The sequence below is a fragment of the Hominimerdicola aceti genome, assembly GCF_025567495.1.
GTDB lineage: Bacteria > Bacillota > Clostridia > Oscillospirales > Ruminococcaceae > Hominimerdicola > Hominimerdicola aceti.
Genome location: NZ_JAOQJZ010000003.1, coordinates 128990 through 146111, shown reverse-complemented (window position 1 = coordinate 146111; position 17122 = coordinate 128990). Strand labels below are relative to the sequence as shown.

Genomic DNA, 17122 nt, shown 5'->3' with positions numbered 1-17122 from the left:
ATTATATCACATGAATGACGAAATGTCAAATAAAAGCCTGCATAGACAGTGAGCATTCTTAAAAATCATGCAAAACGTCTCAAACATATTTACAATTTACAAAAAATGTGATAGAATTAAAATAACCAAATCAAGGGAGCGTAAAAAATGAGAATTTGTCCTCACTGTGGCAGCGAGCTTCACGATGATTCTACTTTCTGCTTTGCCTGTATGTCCATCGTCAACGAGCGTAAAGAAATACTTATAAAGGTAAATACGTCACGCAAAAGAGCCATACCTATGGTTTGTGTTGCAGTCGCTATCATAGCCGCATCGTCAGTGCTTGCCGTTGTCAGCAAGAAAAACAATGCCGTAGAAACTAAAACACCTTAGCCTGCAAAAGCTGTGACAACTTCTGCCACTGTAACGACCATACCGCAGACAACGACTGCCGCCACAACAACTGTACCTACTACCACCACCGCACCTGCACCAACGGCAGATGAGATAGACATAATTTCAGGCGGTATTAGGCAGGCTTCCACAGGCACAGCAGGCACCACGACCACAGCAGCCGCTTTACCCGTAGAACAAGAAGTTATTCAAGTACAGCCCGAAGAGCAAAATGACTATCAGCCAAATGAAGCACAGCAGGAGGATAACACATCTCCAGCCGAGCCTGAGCCGTCATATTTTTCCGAGGACGGAGCAAATGAGCTGAGCAGAATACTGGTAGACAAAATAAATAAAAAACGTGAAAGCAGAGGCTATGCACCTCTGAGGGTCTGCGGACAGCTTGACAGTCTGCTGTCAATAAGTCTTGAAACATTGACTTATGTGGAAAGTGAAGGCGAGATCGATACTTGCAATGAAATAACATTGGATAAGCTAAAAAGCAACCTCAGCGACGTTGGACTTCCCTCAGACAGTGAATTTATAAGGGTAAGCTATGTAATGAACTGCTGTAAAAGCTATGATGAAGTATTTGAGTATGCCAAAAAAGTAAATTTTTCAAACGAGCTTTTCACTGATGACGAAGGCGACCTTACAGTTTATTCCCAAAGACTGGATTACAAATATTTCGGCTGCGCAATATATGATATGTGTCGTAGCCAGCTAAAACCTAACAGTGATTATTCATCCACTTCCGAATACGTCTGCGAAATTTGGCTGATGAAATAAGCAAAATTAAAGTTTACAAATCATCTTATAATTAGCCTTGATATATTGTTTACAATCCACAAAAATTATGCTAAAATAAATGTATGCTTTTAAGCTCTTAGCTTTATCAGTAAATAATATAACAAGGAAAAAACATCTATGAATTTCAATATCAAAAAGGTCGCAGCCGCATTTTTAAGTGTGGCAATGCTCACCACAGGCTCGGCTCAGCTTTCTGTTTTTGCACAGCAGACGCTTAAATACGAAGCCGAAAACGGCACTTTAGGTGGCTCTGCCTATATCCAAACAGACAGCTCCGCATCAGGCTCTAGGTCAGTTCGTTTTTCAGACTCAAGCTGCACATGGTCACAGACTGTTACAGTCAGCGAAAGCGGATACTACAAAATAAAGCTTTACAGCCGCGGAGAAGGCTCGAATAAGATAAACAACCTTTCTGTAAACGGCTCAAATGCAGGCACTTTCAGCAGTGCAAACGGCTCTGCCTATAAAGCGTCCACAGTGAATGGTATTTATCTCAAAAAGGGTCAGAACACTGTCAAAATAACAATGTCGTGGGGATATTTTACTCTCGACTACATAACCATTGAAAAAATGAGCGTTTCAAATGCCTACACCGCCGCTGAAAATCTCGTTGACCCATACGCTTCACAAAGCACACAGCGCCTTTACAGCTATATGAAAGACGTTTACGGCAAAAAGGTCATAACAGGACAGTATTGCGACGGTGGTCTTAACGGCACTGAGTTCAAAGCTATAAAGTCCGCCACTGGTCAGACCCCTGCTATGTTGGGTCTTGACTTTATGCGCTATACTCCATGCCGTGTCCAGAATGGTGACACCTCCGACGCTGTCGAAAAGGCTATCGAGTTCTCACGGGCAGGTGGAATAGTAACATTCTGCTGGCATTGGAACGTCCCTGACAAATATCTTCTCTCAGGTACAGACGGCGGAAATCCACGTTGGTGGGGTGGTTTTTACACCAAAAACGTTGACCGCTCAAAGTTCTCGCTTACCAAAATAATGAACGGCTCAGACCCTAAGGGCTACAACACTCTTATGAGCGACGTTGACGAGATTGCCAAACAACTCAAACGTCTTTCTGACGCAGACGTTCCGGTACTGTTCAGACCGCTCCACGAGGCAAGCGGTGGTTGGTTCTGGTGGGGTGCAGATGGCTCGGAAGCCTACAAAAAGCTTTGGCAGGCAATATATGACAAGCTCACGAATGAATACAAGCTTGACAATATCATATGGGTATGGAATGGTCAGGCGGCAAATTGGTATCCTGGCGACGAATATGTTGACATAATCGGAGAGGATATCTACCCAGGCACAAGAGATTATTCAGCCCAAAGCTCAAAATATCTTGAAGCCACAGACTATTCACCAAACGGAAAAATAGTTGCCCTTACAGAAAACGGCTGTCTTTTCGACCTTGACAAAGCCTTTGATGCAAACACCGCATGGTCATATTTCGGCACATGGAGCGGTGAGTTTTGCATATCAAGCTCTGAGAAATATACCGAGAAAAGTATGTGGCAAAAGGTCTATAACAGCGACTATGCTGTGACACTTTCAAGTCTGCCCGACCTGAAAAGCTATCCTATCAGCAGTGACAATACACAGATAACTCTTGACTCCACGTCAAAAGAAGTCACATACGGCGACAGCATTACCCTAAAAGCCAGCGTGACCTCAGGCACCCCTCAGACAGTAACATGGAAAAGCTCCAACACAGCCGTTGCCACAGTAAAAGACGGTGTTGTGACCGCCACGGGCAAAGGCACAGCAAAGATAACAGCCTCCCTGCCTAACGGAAGGTCTGCCGTCTGCACTGTAAAGGTCACCACAAAAAAGCTTCCAACATCAGGCTATTCCTATGCAAGCACTGCACAGTATACAGGCAGTGCAATTATTCCGACAGTTACTGTTAAGGACGGAAGCAAAATTCTCCGTCAGAACATCGACTATCGTGTGATAGTCACGAACAATGTTAAAATCGGTCACGCTAACATCACTATCTCAGGCATGGGCAACTACTACGGCAGTTATTCCGCAGGCTTTGACATTATCCCTGCCGAGCAGACCATACAAAAGCTTGAAACAAGATACAAAGGCTTCTTTGTGGATTGGGCGCAGAAAGGCTCTGCTACAGGCTATGACATTCAGTATTCCACCAGTGTAAACATGAGCGGTGCGGCTTCCAAACACCTCACTGCCAACAAGCCAGATAACCTGACAATAAGTGGTCTGACAGCCGATAAGACATACTACGTCCGTGTGCGTTCCTACACAAACGTTGGAAGCAAGACTTATTATGGTCCATGGTCTGACATAAAAAGCATAAAGACCGCAAAATATGATATCACCAAAGCTTCCGTTTCTGGCATTTCCACCAAGGCATACACAGGCAAGGCTATAACGCAGAACATTACTGTGAAATACAACGGCACTGCCCTGAAAAACGGAACTGATTACACAACTTCCTACTCAAACAACAAAAAAATCGGCAAGGCAATTGTCAAGATAACAGGCAAAGGCAAATATGGTGGCATTATCACAAAGACTTTTACCATAAACCCTGCCAAACAGGAGATACAAAAGCTTACGTCTAAATCCAAAGCATTTTTCGTGGATTGGGCGCAAAAAGGCTCTGCAACGGGCTATGAGATACAGTATGCGACTAACTCCAAGTTTACAAACGCAAAGAAAGTCACCATAAAAAACAACAAGACCGACAAGACCACAATTTCCAAACTTAGAGGCAACAAGAAATATTACGTTCGTGTCCGTTCCTACACGGCAGTGAACGGCACAAAATATTACGGTGCATGGTCGGTTTCAAAGAGCGTGACTACCAAAAAATAAACACAAAAGCACTCCTAGCGAAATTTGAAATGCTCCCCTTTTGTTAGACAATGTGGTATAATAGAAATATACCAATAAAAGATCTAACAAAAGGGGCATTTTTATGCCAAAAGGAAAGCCGAACAAAAGATACACACCGGAATTCAAAATCAAAGTAGTGGAAACAATGCACAGAGAAAAGCTAATAAAATATGTTTGTCTGACGTTTCGTACTTCACTGCCTGCGATATTAAGGAAGACTGATGATAAGGCAGATAAAATAGCAGAAAAACAAAGCCCCCTGAGCCACAATGCTCAGAAGGCTTTGTTTTATATTTGGCCGAAACAGCTATCAAGAACATTTTCAGACAAATTCAAACAAGTGCCTGAAATTCAATGATTGTCTCTTTCGGATCGTCAGTAACAGTTACATCTATTTTAAATTGCTGTATCATTATTCCTTTCAATTTTATGTCGTTAAACTTGACGTATTCCAAAAACATTTTTATGAATAAATCCCTATCAGCGGTATAATCCTTAAAATACGCACATAGATATTTTCCCGCAGGGAGCACACAGAAATGTCTTGAATTCTTCATTTCTTCACTGCACATTATCATGGTGTGCCAATTATCCATATTTTCCATCTCGGAAATATCATCAAAATCCATATAAAAGCCTATTCGGTCTGAAGCCAAGATCGGCGCAGTTTCGTGAAGATGACTTTCAAGGTGCATAAATTCAAGTGCAACGGATTCACCACTTTTATCAGATTTATTGAGCTGTGATATGATAAATCGCTCTGGAAAATCCTCAAAAGAAAACTTCTCCAGCTCGATATTATTGTCGATAACCTTATCAACGAAATCTATTTTTTCTTTGATAGTCTCCGCCAGCCTTTGTTTGCTACGTATCTCCTCTTCAAGAAGCTTATAGTGTTCTTTCAGCATATCCACAGATTTTTTCATATTGCTGTGGATCATAGTATCTGTACCCTGTATCAGGGTCAACATAATCAGCCTTGAAGATCCCAATACTATCGTAATACCGCAGTGTTTTTGAAGAAACACCTCGCTTTTGACCCATTTCTTTTATGGAAAGATATTTCTTTTTTTGTTCCTGGTTCATAATGAATACCCCTTTTCGTCAGCAAACTGCTATTCAAGCGCCATTTTGCCCTCTTCATCAGTTCTGATCTTAATTACATTTTCGACCTCATATACAAAGATCTTTCCGTCTCCGATATTGCCGCTGTACAGCACACGCTTTACCGTGTCTACCAAAAGTCCAAGTGGAACTGTACTGATAACGATCTCGACCTTTATCTTCGAGAGCAGATGTGACTTTGCTTCCGAGCCACGATAATAATCGGTGCTGCCCTTTTGTATTCCGCAGCCATTGACATTTGTTACGGTCATACCGGTTATATCTATCTCGTCAAGTGCGTCTTTCAGCGACTCAAATTTCGAGCTGTTCATAAGTATAACTACCTTGCGTATCTTTCCGTCAGCTTTATACGCTGAACGATCTATAGGCTTTGAGAGATCTATCTGTGTAACACTCTTGGCATTTCCGTCCGACAGATCTGAAATAAGATCATCTGTCACATTGCTCTGCCAACCATGCTCTGAGCGGTCAAGACCCATTATCTCAGCCTTTTCAGAAACTCTGATACCTACCGTATGCTTAAGTATAACGAAAAGTAGCGTCATTGCAGCTAATCCGTATACCGCAACAGACAAAACGCCAATTAGCTGCACGCCAAGAAAGTTAAATCTACCTGTATAGATAACGCCCTTTTCTACTGAAAATACTCCTGTCATTATTGTGCCAAAAGCTCCGCAAAGGCCATGAACTGATATTGCGCCAACAGGGTCGTCCACCTTGCAGATATGGTCAATAAACTCAATGCCATAGATCATAACAAAAGCTGCACCTACGCCCACGAGAAGCGCTGCATAGTGCGGAAGCTGATCTGCTCCGGCTGTGACGGCAACAAGACCTGCCACAATGCCGTTTAAGGTCATCGTTATGTCTGATTTTCCGTATCTTACCCATGTAATTATCATTGCAGATACGGCACATGCTGATGAAGAAAGTATAGTGTTCATAAACACACTGCCGATAGCTACAAGGTCAAATCCGCTTTCGGAAGTCACTACCGAGCCGCCGTTAAAGCCAAACCAGCTTACCCACAGGATAAACGCTCCAAGAGCCGCCAAAGGTATGTTCTGACCCAGTATAGCCCTTGACTTTTTCTTTTTGTCATATTTGCCGATTCGTGCGCCTAGCACGGCTGCGCCTGCAAAAGCAGCAGAACCTCCCAAGAGATGTACGGCAGTTCCGCCCGCAAAATCATGGAAACCAAGCTGAGCAAGCCAGCCATTGGCGTTCCATATCCAACAGCCGCTTATAGGATAAACAACTGCACTCATAACTGCGGAATAAATAAGATATGACTTGAATGCAGTTCTTTCGGCCATAGCACCTGAAACTATAGTAGCAGACGTTGCACAGAAAACTAACTGCCACGCCATAAATACAGGCTGCGGAATAGTTTGTGAAGCAGCCGAACAATCGCCATTAGAGAAAAGATCTATCACGCCCACAACGCCTGTTGTTGCACCAAACATTATGCCAAATCCCAAGATCCAATAAAAGATCGAGCCGACCGCAAAATCCATAATGTTTTTCATGATAACATTACAGGAATTTTTCTTTCTTGTAAAGCCTGTTTCAAGCATTGCAAATCCCGTCTGCATAAAAAACACAAGCACGGTGCATATGGCAATCCAGATCGTATCCGCTGACATAATCATAAGATCAATCCTTTCATATAACATCACTGCGGCATAGTATTATAAATGCCGCAGCGTGTATTATTTTAATTGTTCAGATCATTTGTTTACCTGAAAATCAGTATAAGAGAAGTTCCAGAATGACTGAGGACTTGGAGTAAATGTAAACTTATCGCTGACAGCGTAAACCGACTCGGGCACATAAAGTGGGATATAAGCACAATCATCAGCAGCTATCTTTGAAGCTTCAATAAAGTATTCCACTCTCTTACTATCGTCAGTTGTTTCGTAAGATTTATCAATAAGTGCGTCAAAGTCTGCATTCTTCCACATTGCCTGATTTGCACATCCAGGCACTGTATTTGAGCTGTGGAACATTGTTTTCAGATTGCCCACAGGGTCGAGATAGTCAGATACCCAGCTAGAGCCAAACGCCTGATATGGTCTGTTGCCGTTTTCATCTTCATTAAAGCCGTACAAATAGCTGAACATATCTGCTGAAAGTATCTCCTTGATATTCATTTTGATACCGATCTCACCAACCATAGATTAAATAAGCTCAGCTTCCGGAACATTGGCAGATAAAGTGTAAAAATCGAACTCAAATCCGTCAGGATACTTTGACTTAGCAAGATACTCCTTTGCCTTATCATAATCCTGAACTGTGTAATCCTCAATTTCGCCCACTGCAGTGTGCCACTTGTCAGGATCCATATAATACATATTATCGGATAAACAAGTAACATCAAGCTTTGCCGAATACCCTCCGCCAATGGATTGCTGAACAAGGGAAGAGTCTATACAGTAAGCAAGCGCCTTTCTTGCGTTAACATCATCAAACGGTGCAACCTGTGTGTTTAAGGCGACAAAAACCGTAGAAGTCTCAAAATCGTGAATGATATTATAATTACTCAGCGACTCGTAAGTCGGAAGAACATCATTTGTAATTCCAGGTGCAAAATCGATAGTTCCTGACTTTACTGCCAATGCGATAGTGCTGGCGTCTTTCATAACATAGAAGTTGATCTTGTCGATAGCAAGATTATCTGCACCGCCCCACCAATATTCATTCTTCTCAAGAACTATCTGTGAGTCAGCAGCCCATGATACGAACTTATATGGACCTGTACCCACTACTGAGCCTTCATTTGTTCCATAAGCGTCACCTTCAGCTTCCACAACAGACTTCTTCAAGATCTGACATGGCGTTGTTGCAGGAACATACTTCCATGTGCTGTCAGGCTGAGTAAGGTGAACAGTGAGCGTTCTTGTTTTCTCATCTACCTCAAAGCTGTCGACGTGCTCAAAAAGATAGCTCATTCCATAAGCGTCCTCACGCACACGATTTAGAGAATACAACACATCGTCCATTGTAAGATCGGAGCCGTCGGAGAACTTTACACCCTCACGGATCTTATAAGTATATGTAAGATCGTCCACCTGTTCCCAGCTTTCTGCAAGTGCAGGTACAACATCTGTGCCGTCCTGATTAAAATCAAGGAGCGTATCGTAGCAATCATACTCGGTGTATTCATTTACAACAAGGTTTGCGTCAGCAGGATCAAAGGATACAGGCTGACCTGTTGACGCAACATTCAAAACAACAAGTCCGTCTTCATTTGCAACACCTGTTCCGCCTCCTGAAGTATTGCTACAGCCTGTGATACCTACAGCGAGAAACAACGCCAACGAACCTGCTAAAAGTTTCCTGTAGTTTTTCATGATAAATTCTCCTTTTCATATAAACTTCTATATCAATCCTCTTCATCAGAGTTATGACCTTTTGGATAATGGCAGGCAACAAAGTGTCCGTTGCCCATATCCTTGAGTTTTGGTGTTCTGTGGTCGCACAAACCATGCTTGTAACGGCTGCACCTTGAAGCAAACCGACAACCCTCAGGCACGTCTATGGCAGTAGGGATATCACCTTTAAGGATTATCTGCTCCTTTTGCTGAAGCGGATGTTCCTTTGGCTTTGCCGAAATAAGCGCCTGCGTATATGGGTGCATAACGTTTGAATACACCTCATCTATAGGACCCATTTCAACGATAACGCCAAGATACACAACAGCTACTCTGTCACAAAGATGACGGACAACATTCAAGTCATGTGAAATAAAAAGCATAGTCTGACCAAGATTTTCTTTAAGGTCTATCATCAGATTAAGTATCTGAGCTTGAACAGAAACATCAAGTGCCGAAACAGGCTCGTCAGCCAACACAAACTTTGGCTCTGACATCAGCGCCCTTGCAATGGCAAGACGCTGAAGCTGACCTCCAGAGAGTTCCTTTGGCAGTCTTGAAAGTACATCATCAGAAAGCTTGATATACTTTAAAAGCCCCTTCATCCTATTCTGATACTGTTCATCGGTCATGTCCAGAAACTTTCCATATTCCGCAAACGTCTTTCCAAGCCGCTTCTTTGGGTTGAAAGATGCAAGCGGATTTTGAAAGACCATTTGCATATCCTTTCTCAGTAGCTTCATTTTCTTCTGCGAATATCCGAAAATATCCTGTCCGTCGAAAACTATCTCACCAGAATCGCTGCTCTGCAGATTAAGAACGCATTTGCCTATCGTCGATTTTCCTGATCCGCTCTCTCCGATAATGCCAAATATCTCGCCTTTTCTTATTTCAAAGCTGACATCATCGCAGGCATGGAGGTAGCTTACACCAACCTTTTTGATCGCGGGATTTCCGATCTTGAACCATTTCTTCAAGTGTCTTACCTCAAGAATATTTTCAGCCATTCTTTTCACCTCCGTCCGACAGGAAGCACGATGCTTCGTGACCTGCCCTGATAGTTTTCAGCGTTGGAAATTCTTTGCGGCATTTATCCATACATTTATCACATCTCTCCGCAAACGGACAATGAGTGAACTTGTTATACAAAAGCGGCGGCGCTCCAGGGATAGTTGCCATATACTTTCCTGTATCAGCCTCTTTAGGATTGCTGTTCAGAAGCGCCCTTGTGTATGGGTGAGCCGCATTATCAAAAATATCAAGCACAGAACCCGTTTCGCATATCCTTCCAGCATACATTACTGAAATGCTGTCACATATTTCAGCCACAACTCCAAGGTTATGAGTGATAAATATTACCGAGGTGTTATTTTCTGCCGCAAGTTCCTTGATAAGTTTGAGTATCTGTGCTTGTATCGTAACATCAAGAGCTGTTGTCGGCTCATCCGCTATAAGAAGTCTAGGTTTACAGGAGAGCGCCATTGCTATCATTACTCTTTGGAGCATTCCTCCACTCATTTCAAATGGATACTGTTCATACCGCTGTTCAGCAGGAAGTATTCCTACTTTTTCAAACAAAGTAAGCACATATTCCTTTGCCTCTGACTTTTTCATTTTCAACTTTTTGCGCACAAGCTCAGCGATCTGCTCGCCTGCTTTCATTATTGGGTCAAGAGATGTCATAGGGTCCTGAAATATCATTGCAATATCTTTTCCCTGAATAGTCTGCATCTGCTTCTCCGACAGCGAAAGCACATCAACTTCTTTGCCCTCGCCGTTCTTGAAAAGGATCTGGCCCGAATATCTCGTATGCTTTTCATCATGGAGCCGCATAATAGATTTAGTGGAAACGCTCTTTCCACAGCCGCTTTCACCCACAACGCCATGGATCTCGCCCTCCTTTACGCTAAGGTCTACTCCCTGAACAGCGTAAACTATACCTCTGACCGTCATAAAATCTACAGACAGATCTTTTATTTCAATTACATTATGCTCGTTCATAAGAACACCTACTTACTTTTTATATTGCTGCCTTTTGACGGCGCTGGATATGGATAAGTCTCTTTTCATACTGTTTGAATGTCGGAAGCTTTCTCTGCGACGGATCGATATACTCTTGAATACAGTCGCTGAAAATATTAACCGCTACGGTCACAAGCATTATAATTATTGCAGGGGCAGCAAGAAGCACATAATTGTTATAGAAATTCTGCATACCATTTTCAAGAAGAGTTCCCCAATCTGCGTCAGGCGGCTGAATACCAAGACCTAAATAGCTGAGAGTTGCCATCGCTACTATAGCCGCACCGATATCCATTGTGAACTGAGCGATCATTGTGGTGATAACATTTGGAAGAATGTGAAAAAAGATTATCTTCATATCCGAATATCCCATTGACTTGCAGGCTTCAACATAAACCGCTTTCTTTTCCGTTATGATAAGCGAACGCGCCATTTTTGCTGTCAGCGGTATAAATGCGATACCAATGGACATAACGCCTGTGAAATTTCCTCTGCCGAAAATTGCGATAAGTATGAATGAAAGAAGCAGAGACGGTATTGAACAGACAACGTCCCAGATTCTCATTATAACTGCGTCGATCTTTCCTCCGTAATATCCGCATATAAGACCGATAGGTACGCCGATGACCACCTCAAAGGCAACTATGAGGAAAGCATTGAGCATAGAGCTTTTTGCACCCATTATAAGCCTTGATAAAAGGTCACGTCCAAGCTTGTCCGTTCCTAAAATATGTCCTTTTGAGAAAGCAGGAAGAAAACAGGATCGTGGATCAACTTCATTTGGATCATAAGGAACAATGACATTTGCACCAATAGCAACAGCTATTGCTATAAGTATCACTATGTCTGAAATAACCGTTTTTGGAGTAAAAAACTTTCCCACCTTTGAACGTTTAGCCATTATCCATTCCTCCCTACTTCATCTCAACACGAGGGTCAACCACTGCATAGAGAATATCTACAACAAAACTCATTATAAGATATGAAACAAGCATTACAAGCACAAGCACCTGTACTATCGGATAGTTGTTTTGCTGGATACCTGTTACCAGCATACCACCGATACCAGGAAGCGAGAATATCTGTTCAATAAGAACAGTTGAACCTATAGCTCCAGCAAACATATATCCTGCTACTGTAAGGACAGGTATCACAGCGTTATGAAAAGCATGTTTGAATGTTTTATTGAACTTGCCGAGACCCTTTGCCTTTGCGGTTATCATATATGGTGCTTGAAGTTGGGATATCATGCTGCTTCGTGTAACTCTTCCCAGTGTTGCAACAAGTCCAACCGCCATTATGATACCCGGAACAGATATTCTTGATATAAACTCCGCTGTATTAGAATATGTTCCTATGAAACTGTATCCAGGTACATATTTTGAAAGAAACAGAATAGCAAGAATGCTTAGCACAAACGTCGGTATACTTGAGATCACCAGCATAAGAGTCGACAACGCTGAATCTATCCATGTTCCTCGCTTCATCGCCGCCAGAACACCTATCAGAATAGCTATCACTGTTCCTAATATCGTTGAGAAAAGAACAAGACCTATTGTTATCGGTATCCTGTCTATTATCTGGTTGAGTATCGGCTGCTTTTGAACGTAATCAATTCCAAGATCACCATGTGCAATGCCTTTGAGCCAAATAATATACTGCTTCAGCAGCGGCTCATCAAGGTCGAACTGCTCTGTATACTGTTGCTGAAGTTCAGGTGTTGACTGCTTGTTACCTATGATAACAGTCAGCGGAGATGTTGGATTAAGTCTTAACGAAAAAAACACCAACAACGAAACCAGAAAGGTTATAACAACTATCTGTATCAATTTTTTCAGAATGTATTTTACATAAGCCATAATAACACCCTTTTCCATAAAATGAATTTTTGAATTTTAAATCCTTCAAATTTATCTTGATTATATTATATACTTTACAGCTACTGTAAAGTCAATATGTTAGCAGTAATTTTGTTTAAAACAACAAAATTCGCTGTGATATAAGCACTTTATCGTTGATTTTGTATATTATTTCATCTTAAAAATATGGCATTCGTGGCAAGCAATACACATGCAAAAGAATGCGACCATTTCTAAAATGCAATTTTGTTAATATAATATTGCAAAAAGCAATAATAAGAAAGGACGTCTGATTTATCAAACGTCCTTGTATGACCCTATTTTCATCATCGATATTCTTTCAGGCATCTTTGCCCAAAAGAATATCAGACGGCTTTTATCAGTTGTTTTCAACGCTGCTTACAGCTTCAGTAACATTGTGATACCATTTGCGTGATCTCAGTCGTCTTTGACCGAGAGGAAGCTTAAACAGCTCTATAGCTATGTGAGCAGCATAAACATACCAAATATCGACCTTAAAGATAAGCCCGAGAATTAGCGTAAGCGGCATTCCTATCATCCATATGCTGCCTGCGTCCATTAGCGTAAGATACTTTACATCTCCGCCGCTTCTAAAAATGCCCTCTACCTTAATACAGTTCACCGCATTAGGTATGCAGTATATAGCAAGTACGCACATGCAGTTTCTAACACATTCGCCCTCAAGGGTACCCTTTATTCCATAAATATGCTGAACAGGCAACATAAGAGCAACAATGATACTACATGATAAAAGACCAGCTATGATAGAAACCCTATTGAATCGATCAGCATAGCGATAAACTTTTGGCATATCGGCAGAACCCATCTCAATGCCCAGCATAATAGTACATGCCCCCGCAAAGCCCATTATCGCAAGCTTCGCAAACATCTCCATGGTGTTCAGTATACTCATTCCTGCATATACTTCCGTGCCTCTTGTTCCATATACCATATAGTAAAACGAAAGACCCAGAGACCAAAGCATATCGTTCGCACACAACGGAAGCGAAGTTTTAAGATACTCTTTGTATAATCCAACATTTAATGTTTTCAATGCCTTAAAAAGGTTTTTCCTTATCGGATTATCTGAAAGAAAGAAATATAGCAAAAGTCCTATCAACTCAACAATTCTTGCAGCAAGCGTTCCAAGCGCAGCTCCTGTCACTCCAAGCTTCGGCGAACCAAGCTTTCCAAAGATAAACATATAGTTAAAAAGCATATTGAACATCATACTTCCTATGCCCTGTATCATCGGTATCTTGACATTGCCTATATTTCTAAAACAAAAGCTCACAGCATAGCATATGGCGTCAAGCAAATATGATACCGCCACGATACGCATATATGGCTTTGCCTTCTCTATAACAAGAGGGTCTCTGTTAAAAAGCCTTATTATGATATCAGGAAATATCATTGCCGCCAAACACATCACAAGACCAACAGTAAACGTGACCGTTACGGCTGTCCAAATTATGCGCTGAAAATCTTTGATATTTTTTTGACCCCAATAACGTGTCAGATATATTCCTGCGCCAGTATTACAGCCATATAGGAAAGTAAAATAAACGCTGAAAAAATTTGTAGATACTCCTACCGCCGCAATAGCTGTGCTTCCTAAGGTGCTGACCATCCACTGATCTATGAAAGTGAGACATTGGCTGAATATTGAAGAAACAAGCAGCGGCATTATGATACTGAGAAATTTCCTGTTAAACTCCTTCTTCTCAGCTTTAAGGTCAACGCTTTCCGACAGCATATGAATCATCCCTCTCATCATTTACAAAGCCGTTACAGTTCCCTTTCAGATGCTATGTTGTATGCCGCAACTGCATATAGCTTGCCCGCACATTCCGCAAGATTATTGAGCGAAGTTTCTCCAGGATCATTATAATCAAGCATACCGCATACTGAAATGCCCTTTATGTCAAGACCAACAAGCCCCGTTTCCATTATCTCAACGACCTCATGAGAAGCAAATCCTCCTGCATAAGGTCTTGCCGCAGATGTCACAAAAGCAGGATCATAAAAGTTCATATCAAAGATCACAAAAACAGGTTTTCCTGATACATTCTTTTTTATTGCAGAACCCACGTCTGAAAACTTCATATAATCCATGTCAGAAGCTGTCAGCACATCTATACCCAGCTTTTCTAGCCTGCCACCGTATTGTGACATTCCGTTTCTTATTCCAACTTCAAGAGAAGAAGCATTGTCGCACATATCCTCTTCTGCCACTCTAACAAGCGCAGAACTTACCGAACCGCCGAAGTGGATAACAGCCATTTTGCCATACTTTTCATAGCAAGCTTTTATCTGCCCATAAGATGTCTTATCATCTCCGCCGATCATAAAGCTGCAAGCTCCCGTGGAAGCTATCGCTTTTTCAGCCGTATATATACATTTCTCAGCTGCCGCCTTTGAAGAGTCGTCGATGATAAGGTCACCGCAATCTCCGCTCTTTACGCTATGCGCCATATTAATGTCAAGTCCCTGATCGCAAAAACCGAAGCCAAAAATATCACGTCTGAAATATGCAGAACCTTTTCTTGAACCAGGCTTTGCAGTTTCATCACACTCATATGGTAATGCTGCAAAAAGAATATCATAACCATTTATATCATCGACCATAGGCGTTTCCAAAAAACCTGTTGGCCCCAGATCTCTCAGATCATCAAAGTTTAGTTTAAATGGACATTTTACCATATCTAACACCGACCTTTCCTATTATTCCTGCTCCGCTTTTTTCTTTGAAAGCAAAATAACAAACTGCTTTAGTATCGCCACTGCATTTATCGCAGTTATGCCTGCGGGATCGTAATTTTCCATTACCTCCACCAGATCAAAACCTACGATATCCAGCCCCGCAAGACCATTTCTGATTATCTCACAGGCTTCATATGTAGAAAATCCTCCCGGCATTGGAGTGCCTGTACCCGGCGCATATACAGGGTCAAGAAAGTCAATATCGAAAGTGATGAAAACCTTAGCGTCTCCCACCTGTTCCTTTATTCTGCGGCAAGTTTCCTTTATTCCGATCTTATGAAGCTCTCTCGCCGTGATGACCTTCATTCCGTGATCTTGAGCGTACTTGATGCGATAAGTATCTCCGCCGCTTCTTATACCGACCTGAATAGAATGTTCAGTATCAAGAATATCGTCCTCAATAGCATTTCTGAAAGGCGTTCCATGATTATATTTTATCCTGTCGCCATAATCCCATGTATCTTCGTGGGTATCGAAATGCACCATTGCGACCTTGCCATACTTTTCGCTGTAAGCTTTAAGTTCAGCATATGCAATAAGGTGATCGCCGCCCAGAACGATAGGCACTGCACCTGCGTCGAGTACCTTTCTGACCGATTCCCTGATAAGCTCCATTGTTTCTTCGACATAACCAAGCACAACGCCGATATCGCCCATATCCATGCCTTTTAGGTTAGCGACCTTATATGAGTTATCCTGTTCATATGACAATCTGCCTGCACCATAAGCATTTCTTATCGCTCTAGGGCCAAAACGACAGCCTGTCCTGTTTGTCACGCTGGTATCATAGGGCACGCCCAAAACAACAAAATCTTCGCCATCGATATCCGGCTTATATGGAAGCCCGAAAAGCGTCTTGATATTATTTCCTCTGCGCTTTGCAATGTTGCTTCGTGTCTCTTCTGAAATATTTTTATCAAACATTTTCGATCATTCCTTTCTTAGCATATTCTTTGATGCCCGCCTTTTTGCAAGCCACACAGGTAATAAATTCTTTTACGATACGGCTGGCAAGAATTGAAGTTATTCCCCCTGCGTCATAGTTCGGTGCGACTTCAACAAGGTCAAAGCCAACAATATCAAGACCGATAAGCGCATGACGAATAAGTTTAAGAGCTTGTCTTGAAGTAAATCCACAGGAAACGGGAGTGCCTGTACCGGGAGCAAAAGCAGGATCAACAAAATCAATGTCAAACGTGACCATGACCTTATTATTTCCGACCTTTTTACGAATAAGTTCAGCGGTTTTCTCAATGCCCATATGATGTATATCAACAGCATAGATATGCTCAAGGCCTGCATCATTTGCAAAATCGAAGTCGCTCTCGTCAAAAAGTCCGCCTCTCATACCTACCTGTATAGATGTTTTCGGGTCAATGCAGTCATATTCGATCGCTCTTCTGAAAGGGGTAGAGTGGTCGTGATGTTCTTTATCAGTATCGCTGCCCCATGTATCTGTATGCGAATCAAAGTGTATTATCGAAACAGGCCCGTAAACATCCTTATAAGCCAGCAGTTCAGGAAAAGTAATAGAATGATCACCGCCCAGAACGATTGGAATTGTACCTGTTCCCAAAATAGCTTTCATTTCCTGTGGTATCGAACCAAGATAAGCTTTCTCAGCGTTCCACATATCAAGATCTCCATAATCAACGCCCTTTACATATTTACTCGTATCAATGCCGACAGCCTCGTTCACGCTGTCTGTGGAAAAGGCTCTGCGAATCCCATCAGGACCAAACCTCGTTCCCGGACGATATGTTGTTCGGATATCAAATGGAATACCTATAATAGTGTAATCCGCCCCAGATGTGTCAGTTGAACTTTTCAAACCTCCATATGTAAGCTGCACCTTTTTATCAGTATTTATTGCGTTCATAGAATCACTTTCCTTTCTTAATTTGTTGA

At 42.0% G+C, this 17122-nt stretch carries 17 protein-coding genes; 4 read left to right on the top strand and 13 right to left on the bottom strand.

Translation table 11 applies throughout. The annotated features are described in order from the left end of the window. The first annotated feature begins 147 nt into the window (after window positions 1-147). The 4 genes from OCV57_RS04290 to OCV57_RS04275 all read left to right on the top strand — a co-directional run bounded on the left by OCV57_RS04290 (window position 148) and on the right by OCV57_RS04275 (window position 4408). A complete protein-coding gene (locus OCV57_RS04290; RefSeq protein ID WP_267300561.1) occupies window positions 148-372 on the top strand; it encodes a hypothetical protein in 225 nt (74 codons plus the stop codon). Between the two features lie 12 nt (window positions 373-384). After that, window positions 385-1161, top strand: a complete 777-nt coding sequence (locus tag OCV57_RS04285) for a hypothetical protein (RefSeq protein ID WP_267300560.1) — start codon at window positions 385-387, stop codon at window positions 1159-1161. A gap of 138 nt (window positions 1162-1299) precedes the next feature. Beyond that, entirely contained in the window at window positions 1300-4029 is a 2730-nt protein-coding gene (locus tag OCV57_RS04280) for a glycosyl hydrolase (protein WP_267300559.1), read from the top strand. A 103-nt stretch (window positions 4030-4132) separates the two neighbouring features. Next, a complete protein-coding gene (locus OCV57_RS04275) occupies window positions 4133-4408 on the top strand; it encodes a hypothetical protein (protein WP_117859521.1) in 276 nt (91 codons plus the stop codon). Here the strand turns inward: OCV57_RS04275 and OCV57_RS04270 are convergent. The 13 genes from OCV57_RS04270 to speB (OCV57_RS04210) form a co-directional block, all read right to left on the bottom strand. Beyond that, a complete protein-coding gene (locus tag OCV57_RS04270) occupies window positions 4383-4991 on the bottom strand; it encodes a hypothetical protein (RefSeq protein WP_267300558.1) in 609 nt (202 codons plus the stop codon). The genes OCV57_RS04275 and OCV57_RS04270 overlap by 26 nt on opposite strands. Next, on the bottom strand, window positions 4939-5136 hold the full coding sequence (locus OCV57_RS04265; protein WP_267300557.1) for a MerR family DNA-binding transcriptional regulator: 198 nt from the start codon (window positions 5134-5136) through the stop codon (window positions 4939-4941). Before OCV57_RS04265 ends, OCV57_RS04270 begins: the two co-directional genes overlap by 53 nt. Before the next feature lie 29 nt (window positions 5137-5165). Then, window positions 5166-6827: an ammonium transporter gene (locus OCV57_RS04260; RefSeq protein ID WP_267300556.1), complete on the bottom strand. Its 1662-nt coding sequence runs from the start codon at window positions 6825-6827 to the stop codon at window positions 5166-5168. A 78-nt stretch (window positions 6828-6905) separates the two neighbouring features. Further along, a complete protein-coding gene (locus tag OCV57_RS04255; RefSeq protein ID WP_267300555.1) occupies window positions 6906-7352 on the bottom strand; it encodes a periplasmic substrate-binding domain-containing protein in 447 nt (148 codons plus the stop codon). 3 nt (window positions 7353-7355) lie between these two features. Further along, window positions 7356-8528, bottom strand: coding sequence for an ABC transporter substrate-binding protein (locus OCV57_RS04250; protein WP_267300554.1), 1173 nt, complete (start codon window positions 8526-8528; stop codon window positions 7356-7358). 32 nt (window positions 8529-8560) lie between these two features. Next, window positions 8561-9556 (bottom strand): ABC transporter ATP-binding protein, encoded by a 996-nt coding sequence (locus tag OCV57_RS04245; RefSeq protein WP_117864262.1) that lies wholly within the window; start codon window positions 9554-9556, stop codon window positions 8561-8563. Further along, window positions 9549-10550 carry an ABC transporter ATP-binding protein gene (locus OCV57_RS04240; RefSeq protein WP_117923398.1) on the bottom strand — a complete coding sequence of 334 codons (1002 nt, stop codon included), beginning with the start codon at window positions 10548-10550 and terminating at the stop codon, window positions 9549-9551. The genes OCV57_RS04245 and OCV57_RS04240 overlap by 8 nt, the downstream gene beginning before the upstream one ends. Window positions 10551-10569: 19 nt before the next feature. Further along, window positions 10570-11472, bottom strand: coding sequence for an ABC transporter permease (locus tag OCV57_RS04235; RefSeq protein WP_267300551.1), 903 nt, complete (start codon window positions 11470-11472; stop codon window positions 10570-10572). A gap of 13 nt (window positions 11473-11485) precedes the next feature. Then, the gene (locus OCV57_RS04230) at window positions 11486-12430 is read right to left on the bottom strand and encodes an ABC transporter permease (protein ID WP_117864256.1); all 945 of its coding nucleotides are present in this window, start codon (window positions 12428-12430) and stop codon (window positions 11486-11488) included. A 379-nt stretch (window positions 12431-12809) separates the two neighbouring features. Then, window positions 12810-14207: an MATE family efflux transporter gene (locus tag OCV57_RS04225; protein WP_267300549.1), complete on the bottom strand. Its 1398-nt coding sequence runs from the start codon at window positions 14205-14207 to the stop codon at window positions 12810-12812. Between the two features lie 32 nt (window positions 14208-14239). Then, window positions 14240-15154 (bottom strand): arginase family protein, encoded by a 915-nt coding sequence (locus OCV57_RS04220; RefSeq protein WP_267300548.1) that lies wholly within the window; start codon window positions 15152-15154, stop codon window positions 14240-14242. Between the two features lie 21 nt (window positions 15155-15175). Then, window positions 15176-16138: an agmatinase gene (gene speB, locus OCV57_RS04215; RefSeq protein ID WP_267300547.1), complete on the bottom strand. Its 963-nt coding sequence runs from the start codon at window positions 16136-16138 to the stop codon at window positions 15176-15178. Then, window positions 16131-17093 carry an agmatinase gene (gene speB / locus OCV57_RS04210; RefSeq protein WP_267300546.1) on the bottom strand — a complete coding sequence of 321 codons (963 nt, stop codon included), beginning with the start codon at window positions 17091-17093 and terminating at the stop codon, window positions 16131-16133. Before speB (OCV57_RS04210) ends, speB (OCV57_RS04215) begins: the two co-directional genes overlap by 8 nt. Between the last annotated feature and the right edge of the window lie 29 nt (window positions 17094-17122).

Bases quoted from the DNA above. Each gene is read 5' to 3' on its own strand.
- OCV57_RS04290 (WP_267300561.1), top strand. From the start codon at position 148: ATGAGAATTTGTCCTCACTGTGGCAGCGAGCTTCACGATGATTCTACT.
- OCV57_RS04280 (WP_267300559.1), top strand. From the start codon at position 1,300: ATGAATTTCAATATCAAAAAGGTCGCAGCCGCATTTTTAAGTGTGGCA.
- OCV57_RS04275 (WP_117859521.1), top strand. From the start codon at position 4,133: ATGCCAAAAGGAAAGCCGAACAAAAGATACACACCGGAATTCAAAATC.
- OCV57_RS04270 (WP_267300558.1), bottom strand. From the start codon at position 4,991: ATGATCCACAGCAATATGAAAAAATCTGTGGATATGCTGAAAGAACAC.
- OCV57_RS04265 (WP_267300557.1), bottom strand. From the start codon at position 5,136: ATGAACCAGGAACAAAAAAAGAAATATCTTTCCATAAAAGAAATGGGT.
- OCV57_RS04260 (WP_267300556.1), bottom strand. From the start codon at position 6,827: ATGATTATGTCAGCGGATACGATCTGGATTGCCATATGCACCGTGCTT.
- OCV57_RS04255 (WP_267300555.1), bottom strand. From the start codon at position 7,352: ATGGTTGGTGAGATCGGTATCAAAATGAATATCAAGGAGATACTTTCA.
- OCV57_RS04250 (WP_267300554.1), bottom strand. From the start codon at position 8,528: ATGAAAAACTACAGGAAACTTTTAGCAGGTTCGTTGGCGTTGTTTCTC.
- OCV57_RS04245 (WP_117864262.1), bottom strand. From the start codon at position 9,556: ATGGCTGAAAATATTCTTGAGGTAAGACACTTGAAGAAATGGTTCAAG.
- OCV57_RS04240 (WP_117923398.1), bottom strand. From the start codon at position 10,550: ATGAACGAGCATAATGTAATTGAAATAAAAGATCTGTCTGTAGATTTT.
- OCV57_RS04235 (WP_267300551.1), bottom strand. From the start codon at position 11,472: ATGGCTAAACGTTCAAAGGTGGGAAAGTTTTTTACTCCAAAAACGGTT.
- OCV57_RS04230 (WP_117864256.1), bottom strand. From the start codon at position 12,430: ATGGCTTATGTAAAATACATTCTGAAAAAATTGATACAGATAGTTGTT.
- OCV57_RS04225 (WP_267300549.1), bottom strand. From the start codon at position 14,207: ATGCTGTCGGAAAGCGTTGACCTTAAAGCTGAGAAGAAGGAGTTTAAC.
- OCV57_RS04220 (WP_267300548.1), bottom strand. From the start codon at position 15,154: ATGGTAAAATGTCCATTTAAACTAAACTTTGATGATCTGAGAGATCTG.
- speB (WP_267300547.1), bottom strand. From the start codon at position 16,138: ATGTTTGATAAAAATATTTCAGAAGAGACACGAAGCAACATTGCAAAG.
- speB (WP_267300546.1), bottom strand. From the start codon at position 17,093: ATGAACGCAATAAATACTGATAAAAAGGTGCAGCTTACATATGGAGGT.